This is a genomic window from Streptomyces sp. NPDC047981, from assembly GCF_040653315.1.
Classification (GTDB): domain Bacteria; phylum Actinomycetota; class Actinomycetes; order Streptomycetales; family Streptomycetaceae; genus Streptomyces.
Genome location: NZ_JBEZNQ010000021.1, coordinates 43613 through 65092, shown reverse-complemented (window position 1 = coordinate 65092; position 21480 = coordinate 43613). Strand labels below are relative to the sequence as shown.

Sequence of the window (21480 nt, the reverse complement as noted above, 5' to 3'; positions counted from 1 at the left end):
CGGGGGGGCACCCGGTGAGCCTCGACGCTCCTTCGCCTGGGTCACCCTAGCGTTGGACATTGTCTGAACCTGCGCGAACCTGATAGAAAATGCGCGCTCCTGATTGTTCGTGGGATTGGCGGGGCCTCTACGCCCCCATCGCCCGGAGGAATACATGAGGCTCGCACCGCTTCCGCTCGCACCGCTTCCGCTCGTGCTCGCGGCCGCAGGCTCCGGCCTGGTCCTGGACGTCGCCGGCCCCGCGCTTCCCCGCGTGCTGCACTGGGGTACCGCCCTGGACCCGGACGCCGACGGTGCCGCCGCCTTCGCCGCGAGCGGCGCGGGTGCGGCGGACGACGCCCGCGCGGCGGGCGGCGGGGTGACGCGCGGAGTGCCCCTCGTACCCCTGCAGTCCCTGGGATGGCCCGGGCGACCCGGCGTCCGCGGAGACCGCGCCGGGCGATGGCCGCACCTGCGCCCCCTGTTGACCGAGCCCGTCACGCACACGTCCGACGGCGGCGGGTCCGTCGTGACCGCGCGCGCCGCGGACACCGCGGCCGGGGTCGGCCTCACCTGCGAACTGCGGCTCACCGCCCAGGGCGTGGTCAGCATCAGGCACACGGTGACCAACACCGGCGACGATCCTTGGGCGGTGGCCGCGGCACGCCCCTCCTTGCCGCTTCCCGAGGAGGCCGTGGAACTCCTCGACCTCACCGGCCGCTGGGGGTTCGAACGCGCGCCGCAGCGCTCCCCGTTCGTCCACGGTCTCCATCTGCGCGAGACACACCAGGGCCGGCCCGGGCACGACTCCGCCACCCTGCTCGTGGCCGGCACCGCCGGATTCGGCTTCCGGCACGGACAGGTGTGGGCCGTGCACGTGGCCTGGAGCGGGGAGAGCGAGCACGGCGCCGAGCGCTCCGCCGGTCACCACGGCCTGCTGTCCGGCGGTGAGCTCCTGGCCCCCGGTGAGGTGCGGCTCGCGCCGGGCGAGTCGTACGTCTCCCCCTGGGTGTACTTCGTTCACTCCGACGAGGGCCTGGACGGCATCGGCGACCGGCTCCATCGGATGCTGCGCGCCCGCCCGCACCATCCGAGAACGCCCAGGCCGGTCGTCCTCAACACCTGGGAGGCGGTCTACTTCGACCACGACCTCGACCGGCTCAAGGCCCTCGCCGACCGGGCCCGCCAGGTCGGTGTCGAGCGGTTCGTGCTCGACGACGGCTGGTTCCGCGGGCGTCGCGACGACAGCGCAGGACTCGGCGACTGGTACGTGGACGAGAAGATCTGGCCGAACGGCCTGCATCCGCTCACCGATCATGTCCGGGCTCTGGGCATGGACTTCGGGCTGTGGTTCGAGCCGGAGATGGTCAGCCCCGACTCCGACCTGGCCCGCGCCCGTCCGGACTGGCTCCTCGCCGCACCCGGCAGGCTGCCCGAGCCGCACCGCAAGCAGCACGTCCTCGACCTCGCCCGCCCCGAGGTGTCCCGGCATCTCGCCGAGCGGATCGACGCCCTGCTCACCGAGTACCCCATCGCCTACGTCAAGTGGGACCACAACCGCCCACTCGTCGAGGCCGTCCACGACGGCGCGGCCGGGGTCCACCGCCACACCCGGGCCGTGTACGCGCTCATCGACCGCATCAGGCGGCTCCACCCCAAGGTGGAGATCGAGTCCTGCGCCTCCGGCGGGGGCCGCGTCGACCTCGGGATCATCGAGCGCACCGACCGGGTGTGGGCCTCGGACACCAACGACCCCGTCGACCGCCAGCACATCCAGCGCTGGACCGGACTGCTGCTCCCACCCGAACTGGTCGGCAGCCACGTCGGCCCGGCCACCGCGCACGTCACCGGCCGCACCACCCGGCTCGGCTTCCGCTGCGCCACGGCCCTCTTCGGCCACGCCGGCATCGAATGGGACCTCACCGGGTGCACCGACGCCGAACTGGGCGAACTCACCTCGTGGATCGCCCTCTACAAGCGCCGGCGCGAGCTGATCCACACCGGCACCACCGTCCGGGCCGACCACCCCGACCCCGCGGCCCTGCTCCACGGCGTCGTCTCCGCCGACGGCGACCGCGCCCTCTTCTGCTACGCCCGGACCGGCACGTCCGTCGCGGACACTCCCGTACGCCTGCGCCTGCCGGGGCTCACCGCCGACGCCGCGTACCGGGTCACGCTCACCCCCGAACTCACCCCGCACACCCCGATTCCCGGCCCTCTCGCGACGACCGGCGTCACGACGACCGGGCGCGTCCTCGGCGTGGTCGGGCTCTCGGTGCCGCGCCTCGCGCCGGGCGACGCGCTGGTGCTGGACGTGGAACGGCTCCGGCAAGGACGGCGGAAAGGAACGAGGACATGACGGCGGAACGGTCGAGTGAGCTGCTGGGGTGTCCCCGCGATGCCCGGCTGCTGATCGTCGACTGCGACGACTTCGGGAGGTATCCGTCGATCACGCCGCCGTGATCCAGGCCGATGGCCGCCAGGGAGTGTGAGCCACCGCATTCTGATCGATTCGATCACAATCGATCGATACGCTGGGTGGAGAGGCGTAGGGTAGCGCCTCCCAAGCGATCCAGGGGGAGCCATGCGGCATCACGTCGACCATCGCCACGATCGGGTACTCGAACTCGTCCGGGCGCGCGGCAGTATCCGGGTCACCGAGCTCGCGTCCGAGCTGGGTGTCTCGCCGGTGACGCTGCGGCGGGACGTGGAGGCGCTGGCCGCGCAGGGCAAGGTGCAGCGCATGCACGGTGCCGTGGTCTGGCCGGGTGAGACCGCCGCGCGGGCGGAGGAGCCGGAGACGGGCGGCGTGGTGATCGGCATGATCGTGCCGACGACCTCGTACATCTTCGGGGACGTCGTCCTCGGTGCGCGCAAGGCCGTCGAGGCCCAGGGGGGCCGGCTGGTGCTCGGTGTGTCCGGTTATGTCGACAGCGAGGATCCTGTGCAGGCGGAGCATCTGCTCGCCAGCGGGGCCGAGGGGCTGCTCGTGGCTCCCAGCTGGTTCGGCGGGGTGCCCTCGGACGGACAGGAGGAGTGGCTGTTCGCCTGCGGGGCGCCGACGGTGCTGGTGGAGCGTACGGCGCCGGCCGTCAATCCGGCGGCCACGCTCGACCGGGTACGCACGGACCGCGCGCACGGCGCCGCGCTCGCCGTGAACCATCTCGCGTCCCTCGGCCACCGTTCGGTCGCGGCGGTGCTGCAGGAGGGTCCGCACGCGACGGGCATCACGGACGGGTACCTCACCTCGGTGCGCTCACTGGACCTGAAGACCGTGCCCGGCTCGCCGTTCGCCCGGGGCTCCGGCACGGAGTACGACGAGGTGACGGAGTACCTCGTCGAGGCCGTCCGGCGGCACGGGGTCACCGCGGCCCTGGTGCACAGCGACGAGGACGCGATCGTGCTGGTCCCGCGGCTGCAGGCGCGCGGCATCAGCGTTCCGGAGGACCTCGCGCTCGTCGCCTACGAGGACGAGGTGGCGGCGCTCGCCGACGTACCGCTCACGGCGATCGCGCCGCCCAAGCAGGCGGTCGGCGAGCTGGCGGCGAAGCTGCTGCTCGAACGCCTTGCCGAGCGGAGCTCGGGGAGCGAGCCCGGCCCGGGCCAACACCTCGACCTGCTGCCGCAGTTGAGGATCCGTGCCTCCTGCGGGGGCGACCGGGGAGCATCGAGCGCAGGCTGAACTTCTTGATCGTAACTCGATCGTTTTGATTGTCTTGTGCGTTTGCTCTTGACGGTGATCGAGTTGGCGAAAAGGATGTGCTCCGTTCGCCTCTCTCCCCGTCGAGGTCTTCGTAGGAGCCGTGCCATGTCGCGCAGTTCACGCTCGTTCCGTATAGCCGCCACCGCCACCCTCGCCGCACTCGGCCTGCTCGCCACCGCGTGCGGTGGCGGCGAGGGCGGCTCGTCCGACGCCGGCTCCGACGGCAAGCCGGTCACCATCACCTACTGGACCTGGACCGGTGGCGCCAAGGCCACCGTCGACGAGTTCAACAGGACCCACAAGAACATCCAGGTCAAGTTCACCGAGATCCCCGGTGGCGCCGACGGCTACAGCAAGCTGTCCAGCGGCGTGAAGGCGGGCAACGCGCCCGACGTGGCGACCGTCGAGTACCAGATGGTCCCCGAGTTCGCGAGCCAGGGAAACCTCGTCGACCTCACCGAGCACGCCGGTGACACCGTCAAGGAGAAGTTCCCCAAGCCCATCCAGGACCTCGTCACCTTCGGCGGCAAGACCTGGACCGTCCCGTTCGACGCGGCGCCGCAGGTCTACTACTACCGGACCGACCTGTTCAAGAAGTACGGCATAGAGGTCCCCAAGACCTGGGACGAGTTCCGGGTCGCGGCCGAGAAGGTCAAGAAGGCCGACAAGAACGTCCGCCTGGCGAACATGCCCAAGTCGGACCCCGCCCTGCTCGCCTCGCTCTCCTGGCAGGCCGGCGGCAAGTGGTTCAGCACCCAGGGCGACGCGTGGAAGCCCGGCGTCGACGACGCCGCCTCGAAGAAGGTCGCCGCGTACTGGGACGGCCTGGTGAAGGACGACCTGGTCCAGAGCTACACCGGTTACAGCCCCGAGGAGACCAAGGCCCGGGTCGAGGGCACGACCCTCTCCTTCCTCGGCGCCTCGTGGTCAGCGGCCGGCATGAAGACCAACCTCCCGGACCTGGCGGGCAAGTGGGCCGCCGCCCCCATGCCGCACTGGGGCACCCCGGCCAGCGGCAACTACGGCGGCAGCTCCTACGGTGTCCTGAAGGGCAGCAAGAACGTCGCGGCCGCGGCCGAGTTCATCACGTGGCTCACCACCAACGGCGACGCGGTCAAGGCCCGTCTCAGCGACCCGAAGAAGCCCAGCAGCGCCCTGCCGGCCAACCCGGAGATGCGGGCGGTGGCCGCCGCGAAGTTCGACACCGCGTACTTCGGCGGCCAGGACCTCTACAAGCTGGCCTCCGAGCAGGTCGACACGATCGTGCCCGGCTGGACCTGGGGCCCGAACCAGATGGACGTCTACACCGCCATCCAGGACGAGAGCGCCAAGACCGGCTTCGCCGGTGGCGTCACGGCCGGCCAGGCGAAGGCCAAGTCGGGCATCCAGGAGCGCGGGCTGAAGCTCGCCGAGTGAACCCGGTGGGGCCCGGCCGGTCCCTGACCCCGGCCGGGCCCCACCGACCCAACTCGTCCGAGCCAGAGCCCCAGACCTCCTCCCCCGGACCCGCAGCGCCCACCCGCCAAGGAGCACCCGTGGCAGCACCCCTCGCGAAGGCCGCGCCCCCGCCCGCGACCGGCAGCACCAGAGCCGACGGCAGCGGCAAGCGCGCCGGCCGCACCGGCCGTGCCCGTAACGCCAGTTCACCGATCAGGCGCAACCAGCGCGCCGCGGCGGCCCTGTTCATCGTCCCGTTCTTCGTCCTCTTCGCGGCCATGACCGCGGCGCCCATCGCGTACGCCGTGTGGATGAGCCTCTTCAGCGAGAAGTCGTCCGGACTCGGCTTCGGCGGCACCGAGCGGGCGTTCGCCGGCATCGACAACTACCTCACGGCGTTCTCCGACGCGGGATTCCGCGAGTCGTTCCTGCACATCGCCGCGTACTGCACGCTGTACATCCCGGTGATGATCGGCGGGGCGCTCGCCCTCGCGCTGCTGATCGACTCGGCCGTGGCCCGCGCCCGGCGCTTCTTCCAGCTGGCGCTCTTCCTGCCGCACGCCATCCCCGGCCTGATCGCCTCGATCCTGTGGATCTACCTCTACACCCCGGGGCTCAGCCCGGTCCTCGACTGGATCGAGGCCGCCGGCGGCACCTGGGACTTCTTCAGCAACGACCACGTGTACTCGTCCATCGTGAACCTCACGGCGTGGCAGTGGATGGGCTACAACATGATCATCTTCTACGCCGCCCTGCAGGCCGTCCCCCGCGAACTCATCGAGGCCGCCGACATCGACGGTGCCGGGCCCGTCCGCACCGCGCTGCAGATCAAGGTGCCCATGATCGCCTCCGCGGTCGTGATGGCGGTCCTGTTCACCTGCGTCGGCGCGATCCAGCTGTTCACCGAGCCGAAGTTGCTCAACCAGCGCGGCACCGCCGCGGTCGACACCGAGTGGTCGCCCACGATGTACATCTGGAAGACGGCCTTCGTCCAGCACGACTACGGGCTCGCGGCCGCCGCGTCCCTGCTGCTCGCCGCGCTCGGCGTCGTCCTGTCGTTCATCGTCACCAAGATCGGAAACCGGTGGAAGGCGGCATGAGTACACACACGGTCACCCAGGAACCCGCGGCCGCCGCAACCCGCACGGGCGGTGCCGGCACCGCGGTGAAGCGCCGCGACCCGCGCCGCAAGCGCCCGGGGAGCCTGCTCTCCAAGGGCGTCGTCAACGGCGTGCTGCTCCTCGCCTCGTTCTACATGCTGATGCCCGTCAGCTGGCTGCTCTTCGCCGCCACCAAGGACCACGGCGACCTCTTCTCCACCGGCGGCTTCACCTTCGCCGACTTCAACCTCTTCTCCAACCTCGCCGACGTCTTCACCTTCAACGACGGCATCTACCTGCGCTGGCTCGGCAACAGCGTGCTCTACTCGGTGGTCGGCTCGGCCGCCTCGACGCTGCTCTGCGTCGCCACCGGCTACGCCTTCGACAAGTACGAGTTCCGTGGCAAGGAGAAGCTGTTCGGGGTCGTCCTCGGCGGGCTCCTCGTCCCCGCCACCGTGATCCAGCTGCCGATGTACCTGCTGGCCTCCGAGGTCGGCCTGGTCAACACGTACTGGGCGCTGCTGCTGCCCGCCCTGGTGAACCCGTTCGGCGTCTACCTCGCCCGGGTCTTCTCCGAGGGGTACGTGCCGAACGAGGTCCTCGAGGCCGCGCGGGTGGACGGCGCCGGTGAGGTGAGCATGTTCGCCCGGATCGCGCTGCCGATGCTCTCCCCCGGCTTCATGACCATCTTCCTGTTCTCCTTCACCGGAAGCTGGAACAACTTCTTCGGTGCGCTGGTCATGCTCAACGACGACAAGCTGTACCCGGTCAACCTCGGCCTGTTCATGTGGAACAGCACCACGCAGCTGCAGCCCGAGTTCTACTCGCTCGTGATCACCGGCTCGCTCGTCGCCGTCGTCCCGCTCATCATCGCCTTCATCTGCCTGCAGCGCTTCTGGCGCTCGGGCCTCACCGCCGGCGCGGTCAAGTGACCGTGCCCGTAACGGAAGGCTCCGTCCTGAACGAGGACCACACCCCCCACGGTGTCGCCGCCCCGCAACGCCCGCGCACCCTGCTCGCCATGGGGGCCGGCATCCACGCCCAGCTCCTCGCCGAGGGCGCGCTCGACCGGCTGGCGCAGGTCGCGGCCGTGGACACCGGCCGCTTCGTCCCGGACTTCGCCGACGTCGAACCGGCCGCGCTCGCCGAGACCGAGGTGCTGTTCACCCACTGGGGCGCCCCGCTGCTCACCGCGGACGCGCTGCGCGCCATGCCGCGGCTGCGGGCCGTCATCCACGCCGCCGGGTCCGTCAAGCACCATGTCACCGAGGCGGTCTGGGAACGCGGCATCGCCGTCTCCACGGCCGCCGGGGCCAACGCCCTGCCGGTCGCCGAGTTCACCCTCGCCACGATCCTCGCCACCGGCAAGCGGATCCTCGACAGCGCCCGGGCCTACCGCGAAGCCCGCGGCCAGGTGCACCTGCTCGAGTACTTCACCGGTCACGGCAACCACCGCCGGACCGTCGGCATCGTCGGCGCCTCGCGGATCGGCCGTCGCGTCCTGGAACTGCTGCGACCGTTCGACTTCGAGGTCCTGCTGTACGACCCGTACGTCGACGCCTCGGAGGCCGAGGGGCTCGGCGCGCGGTCGGTGGAGCTCGACGAACTGGTGCGGCGCAGCAGCGTGGTCTCCATCCACGCCCCCCAGCTCCCGGAGACGCGGCACATGTTCGACCGGCGGCGGCTCGCGCTGCTGCGGGACGGCGCGACGCTCGTCAACACCGCGCGCGGCTCCCTCGTCGACACCGCCGCCCTCACCGAGGAGCTGTCGAGCGGCCGCATCCACGCCGTGCTCGACGTCACCGAGCCCGAGGTGCTGCCCGCCGACTCCCCGCTCTACACGCTGCCCAACGTGCTGCTCACCCCGCACATCGCGGGTTCCCTGGGCAACGAGCTGGTGCGCATGACCCATTGGGCGACCGACGAGGTGGAGCGTATCGCCCAGGGCCTGCCCCTCGCGCACGGTGTCGGCCCCGACGAACTCTCCCACTCGGCCTGACCCCCGCGGGCCCGAGGCACGCGGCTTGACCCCTCGGGCCCGAGGAACTCGGCCTGATCCCCGCGGGCCCGGGGCCGGCGGCCTGCCCCCTCGGGCCCGCGTCCCGCCGTCCCGCCTCCCTCCTTCCCGAGCCCTTCCGTCCCGCAGACCACACAGGACACAGCGATGCACCAGCCTCCGGACACCCGTTACGTCGAGGACCGCAGCCCCGGCAGCGGCCGGCTGACACCGCGGGCCGCGTTCCGCTCGGACGCCCCGGCCGTCCCCCTGGACGGCGAGTGGCGCTTCCGGGCCGCCGCCGGGCTCGGGGACCTCACCGCCGGCTTCGAGGACCCCGCCTTCGACGACGGCGCCTGGGACACGCTGCCCGTGCCGTCCTGCTGGCAGCTCCAGGGCGTCGGGTCCCCCGCGTACACCAACGTCACCTACCCGTTCCCTGTCGACCCGCCGCGGGTGCCCGAGGAGAACCCGACGGGCGAGTACCGCAGGGAGTTCACGCTCCCGGACGAGTGGCCGGCCGGCCGGGGCGTGCTGCGCTTCGACGGCGTCGACTCCTGCTTCGCGGTCTGGCTCAACGGCGTCCGGCTCGGCGACGGCAAGGGCAGCCGGGTCCCCACCGAGTTCGACGCGACGGACGCCCTGCGGCCGGGCCGCAACGTCCTCGCCGTCCGCGTCCACCAGTGGTCGGCGGGCAGCTATCTGGAGGACCAGGACATGTGGTGGCTGTCCGGGATCTTCCGTCCCGTGCGGCTGCTGTCCCGTCCCGAGGGCTGCGTCGAGGACTACTTCGTCCACGCCGACTACGACCACACCACCGGCATCGGCACCCTGTCCGTCGAGACCTCGGCGCCGGCCCGGCTCTCCGTGCCGGAACTCGGCCTCGTCGACGCCGACCCGGCGGGCCCGCACACCTTCGCGGAGGTCGAGCCGTGGAACGCCGAGCAGCCGAGGCTCTACGAGGGCGAGCTGACCGCGGCCGGCGAGCGCATCCCGCTGCGAATCGGCTTCCGGCGGATCGTCGTCGAGGACGGCCTGCTCAAGGCCAACGGTCGGGCCCTGCTGCTGCGCGGCGTCAACCGGCACGAGTGGGACCCGGAGACCGGGCGGACGCTGTCGCACGAGACGATGCTGCGGGACGTGCTGCTCATGAAGCGGCACAACATCAACGCGGTGCGCACCAGCCACTATCCGCCGTCCAGCGAGTTCCTCGACCTGTGCGACGCGTACGGGCTGTGGGTGGTCGACGAGTGCGACCTGGAGACCCACGGCTTCGAGCTGGTCGGCTGGCGCGGCAACCCGAGCGACGACGCGCGGTGGCGGGACGCGCTGCTCGACCGGATGCGGCGGGTGGTGGAGCGCGACAAGAACCATCCGAGCATCCTCATGTGGTCCCTCGGCAACGAGAGCGGCACGGGGGAGAACCTGGCCGCGATGGCGGAGTGGACGCGTACGCGCGACGCGTCGCGCCCCGTCCACTACGAGGGTGAGTGGGACAGCGGCTACGTCGACGTCTACAGCCGGATGTACGCCGACCACGCCGAGACCGAGCTGATCGGCCGGGGCGAGGAGCCGCCGACGCGGGATCCGGCGCTCGACGCGCACCGGCGCGGGCTGCCGTTCATCCTGTGCGAGTACGCGCACGCCATGGGCAACGGGCCGGGCGGCCTGAGCGAGTACCAGCGCCTGTTCGAGACCTATCCGCGGCTGCAGGGCGGCTTCGTCTGGGAGTGGATCGACCACGGCATCGCGCGCCGCACGGCGGACGGCCGGGTGTTCCACGCGTACGGGGGCGACTTCGGCGAACCCGTGCACGACGGGAACTTCGTCGCCGACGGCCTGGTCTTCCCCGACCGCACGCCTTCACCGGGGCTGGTCGAGTACAAGAAGGTGATCGAGCCGGTCACCATCGGGTTCGGCGCCGACGGACGGAGCGTCACCGTCCGCAACGGCCATGACTTCCGGGACACGGCACATCTGCGCTTCCGCTGGCGGGCCGAGGACGAGGGCGAGATCGTCGCGGAGGGCGTGCTCGACGTCCCCGTGCTGCCGCCCGGCGTAGCCGTGAGTCTGCCGGTGCCGGCGCTGCCGCCGGTCAAGGACGCCGAGCGGGCCCTGACGGTGGTCGCGGAGCTCGCCGCCGACGAGCCCTGGGCAGGGGCGGGCCACGAGATCGCGTTGGGCCAGACCGTCCTCGCCCCGGCAGCTCCGGAACCGGTCCCGGAGCGCCTGCTTCCGGCGGTCGCGGGGCGGGGTGGCCGGCTCGTCCTCGGGCCCGCCGCCTTCGACGCCCACAGCGGGCGGCTGCTCGCCGTCGGCGCTGTCGATGTCGGAGGGCTCGGGCTCGATCTGTGGCGGGCACCGACCGACAACGACCGGCTGGGTGACCGGATCGCCGACCGCTGGCGCGCCGCCGGTCTGCACCGGCTCACCACCAGAACCCTCGGTGTGGAGTCGACGGCCGAAGGGCTGACGGTCCGCACCCGGACGGCGCCCGCGGGGGCCGACCACGCGGTGAACGCGACGTACCGCTGGCGTTCGGACGGCCGCTCGCTGTGGCTGGACGTCGTCGCGGTTCCAAAGGGCGAGTGGCCCTGTCCGCTGCCCCGGTTCGGCCTCGGTCTCTCCCTGCCCGGCCGGCTCGACACGGTGGACTGGTACGGCCTGGGCCCGGGCGAGGCGTACCGGGACAGTACGGCGGCGGCGCGGCTCGGCCGCTTCCGGCACAGCGTCGACGCGCTCCAGACCCCTTATGTGCGCCCGCAGGAGAACGGCAACCGGCGTGCGGTCCGCCGGGCCCTGCTGACCGGCGCGGGCGGCGGCCTGGAGATCGTCGGCCTGCCCTCGTACGACCTCACGGTCCGCCGCTGGACCAGCGCGGAGCTGGACGCCGCCCGGCACACCACCGACCTGGTGCCCGGTGACCGGCTGCACGTCAATGTGGACGTGGCGCACCACGGCATCGGCACCGCGTCCTGCGGTCCCGGCCCGTTGCCGCAGCACGCGCTCGACGCGGGACCGGTCGCGTTGCGGCTGGTCCTCCGCTCTGTCTGAACCTCACCCGGTGGGCCCCGTTCCTCGCCGGAGCGGGGCCCACGCTCTGTCGCCTCACGCCGTACGAACCGGAGGAACCCATGTCCGTCGCCGCCCGCCGCCGCGTCCTCGTGGTCGGCATCGACGGGGTGCGTCTCGACACGCTCAGCCGCCTCGACACCCCTCACCTGGATGCCCTCGCCGCGTCCGGGTTCCTCGCGCCGGTCCTCGTCGAACCCGGTACGCCCACCATGTCGGGGCCGTGCTGGGCGACGATCGTGACCGGCGTGAGCGTGGACAAGCACGCCGTCTGGAGCAACGACTTCAGCGGCAACCGCCTCTCCGTCTTCCCCGACTTCACCACGCGGCTGCGGGAGGCCGGCCGGCGCACCTACGTGGCAGCCGCCTGGGAGCCGCTCGTGACGGTGGCGAACGGCGGTCCGCTGTTCCGCGGTCCCGGGAGGCTGAGTCATGTCGCCCCCGCCGCGGACGACTGCCCGGGCTGGGAGGAGGCCGACGAGCTGGTGACCGCCGACGCCGTGCGGGTGCTCGCGGAGCAGGATCCCGAGGCGTCCTTCGTCTATCTGGGCGCGGTCGACGAGACGGCCCACATCCTCGGCTGCGGCCCGGAGTACGAGCGGGCGGTCGTCCGCGCCGACGAGCGACTCGGCCGCCTTCTCGCCGCGGTCCGAGGGCGCGCCGGATACGCCGAGGAGGCCTGGACGATCCTTGTGGTCACGGACCACGGCCACCGTGACGAGGGGGGCCACGGCGGGCGTTCGGAGCTGGAGCGCACCGCCTGGATCGCCTGTGCGGGACCCGACGTCCCGGCCGGCGCGCCGGTCGGGGAGCTGCGTCACCAGGACGTCGCCGCCCAGGTTTTCGCGTCGCTCGACTGTTCCCCGGACTCGCACTGGACCCTGGACGGCCGGCCGTTCGCCGTCGAGCCGCGGGCCGTCCTGCTGGACATGGACGGCACGCTCGTCGACACCGAGGCGCTGTGGTGGCGCACCGCGCGGGAGGTGGCGGAAGGTCTCGGCCACCCCTTGACCGACGCGGACACCGCCGCGGTGGTGGGCCGCTGCGTGGAGGACACCGCGGTCCACCTGTGGCGGGCCTCGGGCACCGGGCGTCCGCTGGGCGCCGTCGTGGCCGAGCTGGACGCCGGGTTCCTCGCGGCGGTCCAGGAGGAGGCGACCGCCCTCCCGGGCGCTCTGGAACTCCTCGGCACGTTGCGGGACATGGGCATCCGGGCGGCGCTGGTCACCGCCTCGCCGCGGCCCGTGGTGGAGTCCGTGCTCAAGCTGCTCGGGGCCGAGTCGTTCCAGGTGACGGTGACGGCGGACGACACGGACCGCACGAAGCCGCACCCCGAGCCGTATCTGGCCGCGGCGCGGGCCCTGGGCGTCGATCCCGCGAGCTGCCTCGCGGTGGAGGACAGCCCGGTGGGCATCGCCGCCGCGGAGGCCGCGGGCTGCCGGGTCGTCGCCGTTCCCTCGCTCGTCCCGGTCGAGGCGGCCCCTGGCCGGCGGGTCCTGACCGGCCTGCAGGAGCTGGTGGAGCTGCTGCGGGCCGGTCGGGCGCCTCGCCCGTAGGTGGGGCCCGGGCGCCACCGCGCCCCGGCCCTACCCGCTCAGCCGAGCCTGACGGTGACCTTCTGGGTGGCGCCGGAGGTGCCGCTCAGGTCGCCGAAGGTGAGGGTGAGGGAGGAGCCGGTGGACGATCCGGTGACCGTCGACGGCTGGGAGGTCACGGCGGTGACGGCCCGGTTCCAGGTGAGGGTGAGGGCGGTCTGCATGCGCATCGGGTCGCTGACGCAGATGACCGCGGTGCCGTCGCTCTTCTCGGTGATCATCACGCAGCAGGGTGCGCTCGCGGTGAGCGTCCCGACGGTTCCGCCGAACCAGAAGTTGACCCCGGTGAAGCCCAGCGAGGGCACCCGTACGCCCTGCTGGTTGTCGGTGTTGGCGAGGATCTGCACCCAGCCGGTGTCGGCGGCGCGGGCGGCGGTCTGGGTGGTGCTCGCGCCGGGCATGAGGACGTAGGCGTAGGTGCCGTTGGTCGGGTTGGTGCCGTGGTCGGCCCAGAGGGTCAGATAGCGGCGGGTGAGCGCGGTGGTGGCCATCCCCCGGTTGATGTCGCTCCACCGGCCGGTGCGCTCCTCGCGCAGCGCCTTGACGGTCGCGCCGCCGGGGAAGACGTAGCCGCCCATGCCGCCGATGTGCGCCCATGTCGCGCCGGTCAGGGTCTCGGACCACGGGTGGCTGACGGGCTTCACGGTGCCGTTGACGGTGAGGGCGTGGGTGCCGGTGGGGCCGAGGTTGCGGTTCTCGACGACGGATTCGACGGCGGTGCCGTCGGTGCATTTGATGCCGGCGCCGAGGCAGACGATCGAGTCGTCCAGACAGAACCAGGACTTCTTGGCCAACAGGGTGCTCTGGAGGCCCTTCAGGTACTGGCCGATCGCGGCGCGCGTGCCGTCGGTGGCGCCGCCGACCCAGTTGACGTCCGGCTTGGACGCGCCCCAGTCGCCGCCCGCCGCATCGGCCAGGACCTTGCGCGAGGTGGTGGTCCCGGGCAGGCGGTAGGGGTCGACGGTGGGCCAGAAGGCGTCGCTGTACTGGCCGTTGGCGTAGGTGTCGCCCCACCAGTAGAGCATTCCGGAGCCGGTGTGCCAGCCCCGCAGGTTCTCGCCGTTGCCCGTCTCGTAGTACGTGATCCGCTTGTCGGCCATGCTGATCGAGGCGGCCCAGCCGGGGCGGCGGTGGGTGGCCCGAGCCATGGAGGGGAAGAGCCGGTGCCCGGTGGGTTCGGCGAGAGCCGTGACGGAAGTGTCGTCGGCCACGGACTTCAGGCGGGCGAGGCTCACCAGGCCGAGGGAGGGGTTGCTCAGCGGCGGGCTGTAGTAGTCGCGCTGGATCCAGCCCTTGACCAGACCGCGCCAGCGGGCGTTCTCGGCGGCGCTCGCGCCCTGCCCGAGCAGCACGATGGAGGAGAGGATGCCGTGGCCGCGCAGGTGGTCGTCGGCCTGGATCTGGTTCGGGTCGCCGGCCGAGATCCCGCGGCTCATGCCGCGCCCGGAGACGTTGTCGATGATGAGCCCGTTGTAGAGGAACGGCGCCCAGGCGTTCTCGACGGCGTCGAGGACGATCTGCCGGTTGGGGTCGGTGACCGCCCAGCTGGAGCCCGCGAGGAGGGCGAAGAGCATGCCGAGGCCGCCGATGTAGGCGGCGCCGTAGGTGCCGGTGTAGGGAACCGAGGTGTGCTGGACGAAGGACCCGTCGGTGTAGAGGCCGTCGCCGGAGGTGACGTACGGGAAGACGGGCGAGAGGGCGTTCCGGGCCAGGGTGATCTTGGCGGAGTTGTCGCCGACGACTCCGCGCAGGGCGACGACCCGGCAGAGGTCGACGCGGTTGGCGCCGGTGCTGGTGCCGGTGTAGCTGCCGATGGCCGAGTCGGGCACGAAGTGGTCGACGGCACGGCAGTAGTTCGCGATCTGGGTCGCCGTCAGCTGGTCGTGCAGGAGCACGAGGATGTCGAGGAGGGCCTGGGGGGCGCCTATCTGCCAGTTCCACCAGTTGCCGTAGCGCGTCTGGCCCTCGTTGTAGATCCGGGCGTACATGTGGTCGAGGCCGGTGACGATCTCGGCCGCCAGGGAGGCGTTGCCGGTCAGGCCGGTGCCCGGTTGGCTGTAGGCCTGGGCCAGGGTGAGGAGCCGGGAGTAGTTCTCGTTCATCTTCGCCGAGTAGCCGAACGACTCCTGGTCGGTGTCGGGCTCGGGGTCGGTCCACACCGCGTCTGGCCACAGGGATCCGGTGGCCGGCGCCATCGTCGCCCGGAGTTCGGCCGCGCGGCTGCCGAGTTCGGTCAGCTTCGTCCTGAACGGTTCGGCGGTGGGGCTGAAGCCCTCACCGAGTATCAGCGTGCGCCATTTCGCGCGCAGGGTGCCGAACTCGTCGGCGGCCAGCGCCACTCCCGTGAACGGCGGGCTCGCGGTGAGTCCGAGGGCGAGGGCGGCACCGGTGGCGGTGAGGAAGCCGCGGCGGGACCAGACAGCTGTCATGGGGGCTCCAGGGGGGCGCTGGAAACGAGTCATGGCTGGCCGGTTTTAGCATGCAGGCGCTCAATCGATCCATAGCGGTGACGAAGTTGAGCGTTACGATCGCTCTTCCGCTCACCGCGCGCCGCCGCTAGGGTCGTCCGCGCCCGGGTTTTCGCGAGTTGTACAGCCAAGTTTTGGGCAAGCATCGCCATGCGGTCCCCGGAGAGCGCTGTCCTTGGTGCGCTCTTCAGCTTCTCGTCACCCACCCATCGGCTCCACCTCACCCGCAGAGGTCATCACTCCATGACGGAACTCAACCGCCGCAGGTTCCTCCAGATCGCCGGCGGAACCGCCGCGGCCGGCATGCTCAACGAGAGCATCGCGCGCGCCGCCGCCATCCCGGCACAGGTCACCACGGGCACGATCCAGGACATCGAGCACGTCGTCGTCCTCATGCAGGAGAACCGGTCCTTCGACCAGTACTTCGGCACGATGAAGGGCGTACGCGGCTTCGGTGACCCGCGGCCCGTCCTCCAGGACAATGGCAAGTCGGTCTTCCACCAGTCCAACGGGACGAAGGACATCCTCCCGTTCAACCCCCAGGTCAGCGACCTGGGCATGCAGTTCGTGACGGGCCTCAACCACGACTGGGCCGGCGGCCAGGCGGCGTACAACAAGGGCAAGTACGACAAGTGGGTGCCGGCGAAGACCGACGTCACCATGTCGTACATGAACCGGAGCAACATCCCGTTCCACTACGCCCTCGCCGACGCGTTCACCGTCTGCGACGCGTACCACTGCTCCTTCATCGGCGCCACGGACCCGAACCGCTACTACCTGTGGTCCGGTCACACCGGCAACGACGGCACGGGCGGCGGACCGGTCCTGGACAACGCCGAGGCCGGGTACGGGTGGAAGACCTACCCGGAGCGCCTGGAGGCCGCGGGGGTCTCGTGGAAGGTCTACCAGGACATAGGCGACGGCCTGAACGCCGCCGGCTACTGGGGCTGGATCAACGACGCCTTCCGCGGCAACTACGGTGACAACTCCCTGCTGTACTTCAACACCTACCGCAACGCCCAGCCCGGCAGCGCCCTGTACGAGAAGGCCCGCACCGGTACGAACGTCAAGGCGGGCGACGGGTACTTCGACCGGCTGCGCGCCGACGTCGCGAACGGCACGCTGCCGCAGGTGTCGTGGATCGCGGCGCCCGAGGCGTTCAGCGAGCACCCGAACTGGCCGGTGAACTTCGGCGCCTGGTACATCTCCCAGGTGCTCGACGCGCTGACCTCCAACCCGGCGGTGTGGGCGAAGACCGCGCTGTTCATCACCTACGACGAGAACGACGGTTTCTTCGACCACGTCGTCCCGCCGTACCCGCCCGCCTCCTCCGCGTGGGGCCTGTCCACGGCCGACGTCTCGAAGGACCTGTACCCCGGCAGCAGCAAGTTCACGGCGGGTCCGTACGGCCTCGGCCCGCGGGTCCCGATGATCGTGGTCTCGCCCTGGAGCAAGGGCGGTTACGTCTGCTCCGAGACCTTCGACCACACGTCGGTGATCCGCTTCATGGAGAAGCGTTTCGGCGTGCAGGAGCCGAACATCTCCCCCTGGCGCCGCGCGGTCTGCGGCGACCTCACCTCCGCCTTCGACTTCACCCGCGCGGACGCCACCCCCGCCACCCTGCCGTCGACGGCCGGCTACGTCCCGCCGGACAAGAACCGCCACCCGGACTACCGTCCGGTGGCTCCGGCCACGGGCACGCTCCCGAAGCAGGAGGCAGGCTCCAAGCCGACCCGCCCGCTCGGCTACAGCCCGTACGTGGACGGCGCGCGCACCGTCTCCACGGGCAAGTTCACGCTGACCTTCGCCAGCGGCCCCAGCCTCGGCGCCCACTTCCACAGCACCTCGGGCAACCGCACCGACGGCCCCTGGCCCTACACGGTCGAGGCCGGCAAGACCCTCGCCGACACCTGGAGCACCAGCGCCTCCACCGGCAACCAGATCAACCTCACCGTATGGGGCCCGAACGGCTTCCTGCGGACCTGGAAGGGCCCCACGAAGCAGGCCGGCCCCGAGGTCACGGCCCGCCATGTCGCCTCCACCGGCAACCTGACCCTCACCCTGACCAACTCCGGCACGGCGGCCGTCACCCTCACGGTCAGGAACGCCTACGGGAACACCGCCCAGACCGTCACGGTCAACGCCGGTGCCACCGCCTCCCGCACCATCGACCTGAGCACCACGGGCCGCTGGTACGACGTGACGGTCACCTCCGCCACGGACGCCACCTTCCTCCGCCGCTTCGCCGGCCACGTGGAAACGGGAGCCCCGGGCGTCTCCGACCCGGCGATCAGGACCGTCTGACGGCCCCAGAGCCGGCCGCGGCGGGGGAGGCTCTCGACCGGCGCTCCCCCGCTGCGGCCTCCGGTGTGGCAAGTCCCACGGAACCGGGCGTCGCCCGTCCGCAGTCTGGTCGGGCATGACGTTTCAAGGGATCGCCCACGGCTGCGCCCAGTTCTGGCGCTTCGGGCTCAACCAGGTGCGGGCCGTCGCCTTCGCCGTGGTGCTCGTCGGCGGGATCGGGGCCTCGCGGCTGCTGCCCGCCGACCTGCCGGTCGCCCGCTACGACCTGCTCCTGGTGTACGGCGTGGCCCTGACCGTCCTGGCCCGCAAGGTGGGCTGGGACGGCCCCAGGGACACCGCCGTGATCCTGGGCTGCCACCTCGTGGGCCTGCTCTTCGAGCTCGTCAAGGTGCAGATGGGATCGTGGACCTATCCGGAGGACGCCGTCTTCAAGGTCGCCGGCGTCCCTCTCTACGGCGGGTTCCTCTACAGCGCCGTGGGCAGCTACTGCTGCCGGTCGTGGAAGATCATGGACCTGTCGCTGTCCGGGTACCGGCCCCGGGTGATGGCCGTGCTCGCGGCCGCCGTGTACCTGAACTTCTTCACCCACCACTGGCTGCCGGACGCGCGCGTGCCGCTGGCCGTGCTGCTCCTCGGCGCGACGGCCGGCACCTGGGTCCACTTCACGGTGGGCCTCTCCCGCTACCGCATGCCCTTGGCCCTGGCCTTCACCTTGATCGGCTTCTTCCTCTGGGTCGCGGAGAACGCGGCCACGTACGTCGGCGCCTGGGCCTACCCCCACCAGCTCGACGGCTGGCAGCCCGTCCCCCTCTCCAAGTTCGGCGCCTGGGCCCTCCTGATCAGTGTCACCTTCGTCCTGGTCGCGCGTACCCGGGGTCAGTCGGCCGCCGAGAGCTCCGCGTCGATCTCCGTGGCGGACCGCAGCCGGACCGCGCGGGCGAAGAGGTCCCGTGTCTCGCCGCACTCCCCGTAGGGAAAGCGGATGTTCCAGTGCGTGACGACGTACTCCAGCAGGTCGAAACGGCCCGCGTGCGCGATCGTCGACGCGGCCAGCAGGCTCTGGCGGACGCCGATCAACGTCTCCGGCGGGTCCACGCGGTTGGGCTTCCGCACGGTCATCATGGCCTGCAGCGCCAGCACCGGCTCGTCGGAGGTGTAGAAGTGCGGGTTCCTGGTCCAGCCCGGCAGCTCGGTGCCGGAGCCGGGGGTCCAGTCGGCGAAATCGGCCCGTAGCCCGGGCAGGACCGGTACGGGCAGCTCGCGCGGGCCGAAGGGGCGCCCGGCCAGGACGGCGCTGATCAGGGGGGCGTTCTCCCTGATCGGCGAGGCGAGCGTCTCCCGGACCAGGCGGGCGTTGAGCCAGGGGTCGTCCTGGGCGAGCATCGCCGGCACGAGGACGTCGGCGCGCCGGTTGCTGAACGCCTCGGTGCCCGGCTTCGCGATCGGAGGCCGTACGAAGGGGGCGGTCAGCAGCACGTCCCACACCTCTCGGTCACCGACCGCGACCAGGGCGCGCAGCGTGCCCGTGCTCGCGCTCGTCCGGGCGAGCACGACTCGGGTGGGTCGGTCGAGTCCGGCGACGACGGCGTCGACGACGTCAGCGGGAGCGAGGCCGAGCAGCGCGGCCGGCCCCACGAGGAGACGTGTGGCCGCGTCCGGCTCGACGTGCGGCTCCGCCGCGAGCGCGGAGTCGAGGAGTGCGGGCAGCGTTCCGTCGAATCCTGTGGCGAGCAGGCGTACGGCGTCGATCCACGGTCCGGGGGACGGGCCCAGCCTCTCGCGGACCAGGTCGGCCGCGGTGTCCCGGTCCGGGCCCGCGAGGAAGTCGGCGGCGGGCACGACGTCGAGCGGCTCGCCGCCCCCGCGCAGCCGGACGGCGGTGCGCAGGAGCGCGGGCAGTGGACCGGAGAAGTACGGGGTGAGACGCCTCAGGGCGAGCCAGAGCCCGGCCTCGGCCGCCGGATCCTCGGCGACGATCGGTGCGAGGTGTTCCTGGACGAACCGGTCGACAGCCTCGGCCGGCGCGGAACCGACGGCGACCTGAACGGGGCGGGCGTACCGAAGGACGTCTTCGGGGCTCACCGCGGGCGTCCGGCCCCCGGAGTGCGGGGAGGTCCGGCGCAGGGGCTCCCAGAGCGCGGCGCCCTCGCGGTTGTATGCGGCGAGGTGTCCCCGGGTCAGCGTCGCGAGGGCGGTGTCCCGGTCGGCGTACAGGCGCAGCAGGTCGAACTCGTTGAGATCGGGATCGGTCAGGGCGGTCACGACGTCCGGCGGGCAGTCGGCGTGCGCGAGCAGGACCCCGTACCGTTCACGTGCGCGCTTGCGGTGGTGGCGCATCCCCGGGTCGGCGAGTCGGCTGCGGACGAGGTCCCAGTCCACGCGGTACGCACGGTCTTCTGTGATGGCCCGGCTCGCCCCGGCGAGCTCGGCGAGGTGCATCAGGTTCATGCTGGAGGGCCGCAACCCGTGCGGAAACCGCAGGGCCCAGAGGCTCAGGGCCTCGTCGAGGTGGTCGTCCCGCTCCCGGAGTACCGCTGCGGCATCCTCCAGCGGTCGCGGGGAGTCCTGGTCCAGCGCGAGCGCGAACGTCTCGCGCGCGTCAGGGTCCTGGATGCCAGGGAGTCGTTCGGCCAGCAGCGCGCGGAGCTCGTCGGCGCGGCCGGACTTCCACATCCGTATGCCGGCTGACAGCTGCTGGTACGGGGTGAGCAGGGCGTCCTCGCGCTCGACGGACGCTCGCAAGGCCTGGGCGACCAGGCCGGGTTCGCGGGAGTCGAAGCACAGACGCAGCAGGTCGGCGTCGCGAGGGTGCGACGACGCGGGGCGCGGGGCGGCGACGAGGGCGAGTACGGCGGACGTCCGGGGCAGCGGATCCAGGGCGCCGGGTCCGAAGGCACGGCCCTCGAGCAGGGCCAGCCGGATGGCGGGAGCGAGTGCGTACCCCTTGTCCCGCGCCTGGTCGAGCACGCCGGTGAGCAACCACTCGTTGATCTCGGGATCGTCCCGCAGCAGGAAGGCGCGCTCGATCGTGGCTTCCTGGCTACTGGTGCGGTGCTTCAGCCTGTAGTCGCCGCCGAACATGCTCTGCCAGACGTCGCGGTCACCGGTGTCGATCAGAGGCTGGGCGAGCGCCACCCGGTGGTAGCTGTCGGCGATCCGGTCGAGGGGGCGCGGGGCGAGGCGGGCGAGGAGACGCCGGGGCAGGTCACCTGGCGCGATCCGGATCAGCCAGACGACTTCCTTCTTCGGGTCGACGGGGACATTGTGCTCACCGGAGCCGCTTTCGTGGCTGACTGCGGCGTCGAGGAAGGCCGGGAAATCGCCGGTGAAGTCGGTCGCGAGCAGCTCCAACGCCCGCTCCCAGGCCCGCTCGTCGGTGCCGAGCCGGGCTCGGACGCGTCGTACGACCTCCGGCCGCAACGCACTGTTCGGGCCGTAGCCCTCGAACCGTACGACGGGCCCCGCCTGCCACTGCTTCTCGACCAGTCCGGATGCCACCTCCGCCTGCCCGGAGCCCGCCGCCTCGACGAGCGCCGGGTCGAGGTCGTCGCGGCTGGCGACGAGCGCGGCCTGATGCCGGGTCAGGCCCGAGTTTTCGAGAAGCGCCGCCACTTCTCCGCTGTCCCCGTGCTCGGCGACCCAGTCCCGCAGCCCCTCCGGCGGCACCCGCCACCACTGGCCCAGGACCGCGGCCCGTCCCCCAGCCCCGATCGCCTCGGCGACCTGCGCCGCGGCGTCCCGCCCAGCGTTGCGGAACAGCTGCAGAAAGGTGCTGTCGAACTCTTCGACCTCTGATGCGCTCACAACAAGACACGCTACCGGCCGC

General features: G+C 71.7%; 12 protein-coding genes. 10 read left to right on the top strand and 2 right to left on the bottom strand.

The genetic code is table 11. The annotated features are described in order from the left end of the window. Positions 1-154 precede the first annotated feature (154 nt). The 8 genes from AB0E14_RS15295 to AB0E14_RS15260 all read left to right on the top strand — a co-directional run bounded on the left by AB0E14_RS15295 (position 155) and on the right by AB0E14_RS15260 (position 12843). The gene (locus tag AB0E14_RS15295) at positions 155-2338 is read left to right on the top strand and encodes an alpha-galactosidase (RefSeq protein ID WP_362416753.1); all 2184 of its coding nucleotides are present in this window, start codon (positions 155-157) and stop codon (positions 2336-2338) included. 225 nt (positions 2339-2563) lie between these two features. Next, positions 2564-3661, top strand: coding sequence for a substrate-binding domain-containing protein (locus AB0E14_RS15290; RefSeq protein WP_362416750.1), 1098 nt, complete (start codon positions 2564-2566; stop codon positions 3659-3661). A 126-nt stretch (positions 3662-3787) separates the two neighbouring features. After that, a complete protein-coding gene (locus AB0E14_RS15285; protein ID WP_362416747.1) occupies positions 3788-5098 on the top strand; it encodes a sugar ABC transporter substrate-binding protein in 1311 nt (436 codons plus the stop codon). A gap of 119 nt (positions 5099-5217) precedes the next feature. After that, positions 5218-6219 (top strand): sugar ABC transporter permease, encoded by a 1002-nt coding sequence (locus tag AB0E14_RS15280; protein WP_362416743.1) that lies wholly within the window; start codon positions 5218-5220, stop codon positions 6217-6219. Further along, positions 6216-7151 (top strand): carbohydrate ABC transporter permease, encoded by a 936-nt coding sequence (locus tag AB0E14_RS15275; RefSeq protein WP_362416740.1) that lies wholly within the window; start codon positions 6216-6218, stop codon positions 7149-7151. Before AB0E14_RS15280 ends, AB0E14_RS15275 begins: the two co-directional genes overlap by 4 nt. A gap of 89 nt (positions 7152-7240) precedes the next feature. Continuing rightward, positions 7241-8218, top strand: a complete 978-nt coding sequence (locus AB0E14_RS15270; protein WP_362416857.1) for a hydroxyacid dehydrogenase — start codon at positions 7241-7243, stop codon at positions 8216-8218. A gap of 165 nt (positions 8219-8383) precedes the next feature. Then, positions 8384-11269, top strand: coding sequence for a glycoside hydrolase family 2 TIM barrel-domain containing protein (locus AB0E14_RS15265; protein ID WP_362416737.1), 2886 nt, complete (start codon positions 8384-8386; stop codon positions 11267-11269). Positions 11270-11349: 80 nt separating this feature from the next. Next, positions 11350-12843 carry an HAD-IA family hydrolase gene (locus AB0E14_RS15260; protein WP_362416735.1) on the top strand — a complete coding sequence of 498 codons (1494 nt, stop codon included), beginning with the start codon at positions 11350-11352 and terminating at the stop codon, positions 12841-12843. Between the two features lie 38 nt (positions 12844-12881). Here the strand turns inward: AB0E14_RS15260 and AB0E14_RS15255 are convergent, their stop codons facing one another. Further along, positions 12882-15311, bottom strand: coding sequence for a polysaccharide lyase 8 family protein (locus AB0E14_RS15255; protein ID WP_362416732.1), 2430 nt, complete (start codon positions 15309-15311; stop codon positions 12882-12884). Between the two features lie 282 nt (positions 15312-15593). Here AB0E14_RS15255 and AB0E14_RS15250 point away from each other — a divergent pair, with 282 nt between their 5' ends. Together AB0E14_RS15250 and AB0E14_RS15245 are read left to right on the top strand one after the other, a co-directional pair. Continuing rightward, positions 15594-17654 carry a phosphocholine-specific phospholipase C gene (locus AB0E14_RS15250; protein WP_362416729.1) on the top strand — a complete coding sequence of 687 codons (2061 nt, stop codon included), beginning with the start codon at positions 15594-15596 and terminating at the stop codon, positions 17652-17654. Positions 17655-17769: 115 nt separating this feature from the next. Continuing rightward, complete coding sequence (locus AB0E14_RS15245; RefSeq protein ID WP_362416726.1) at positions 17770-18627, top strand: DUF817 domain-containing protein; 858 nt, start codon at positions 17770-17772, stop codon at positions 18625-18627. Here AB0E14_RS15245 and AB0E14_RS15240 read toward each other — a convergent pair. Continuing rightward, complete coding sequence (locus AB0E14_RS15240) at positions 18531-21458, bottom strand: hypothetical protein (RefSeq protein ID WP_362416723.1); 2928 nt, start codon at positions 21456-21458, stop codon at positions 18531-18533. The two genes, AB0E14_RS15245 and AB0E14_RS15240, sit on opposite strands and share 97 nt — an antisense overlap. Between the last annotated feature and the right edge of the window lie 22 nt (positions 21459-21480).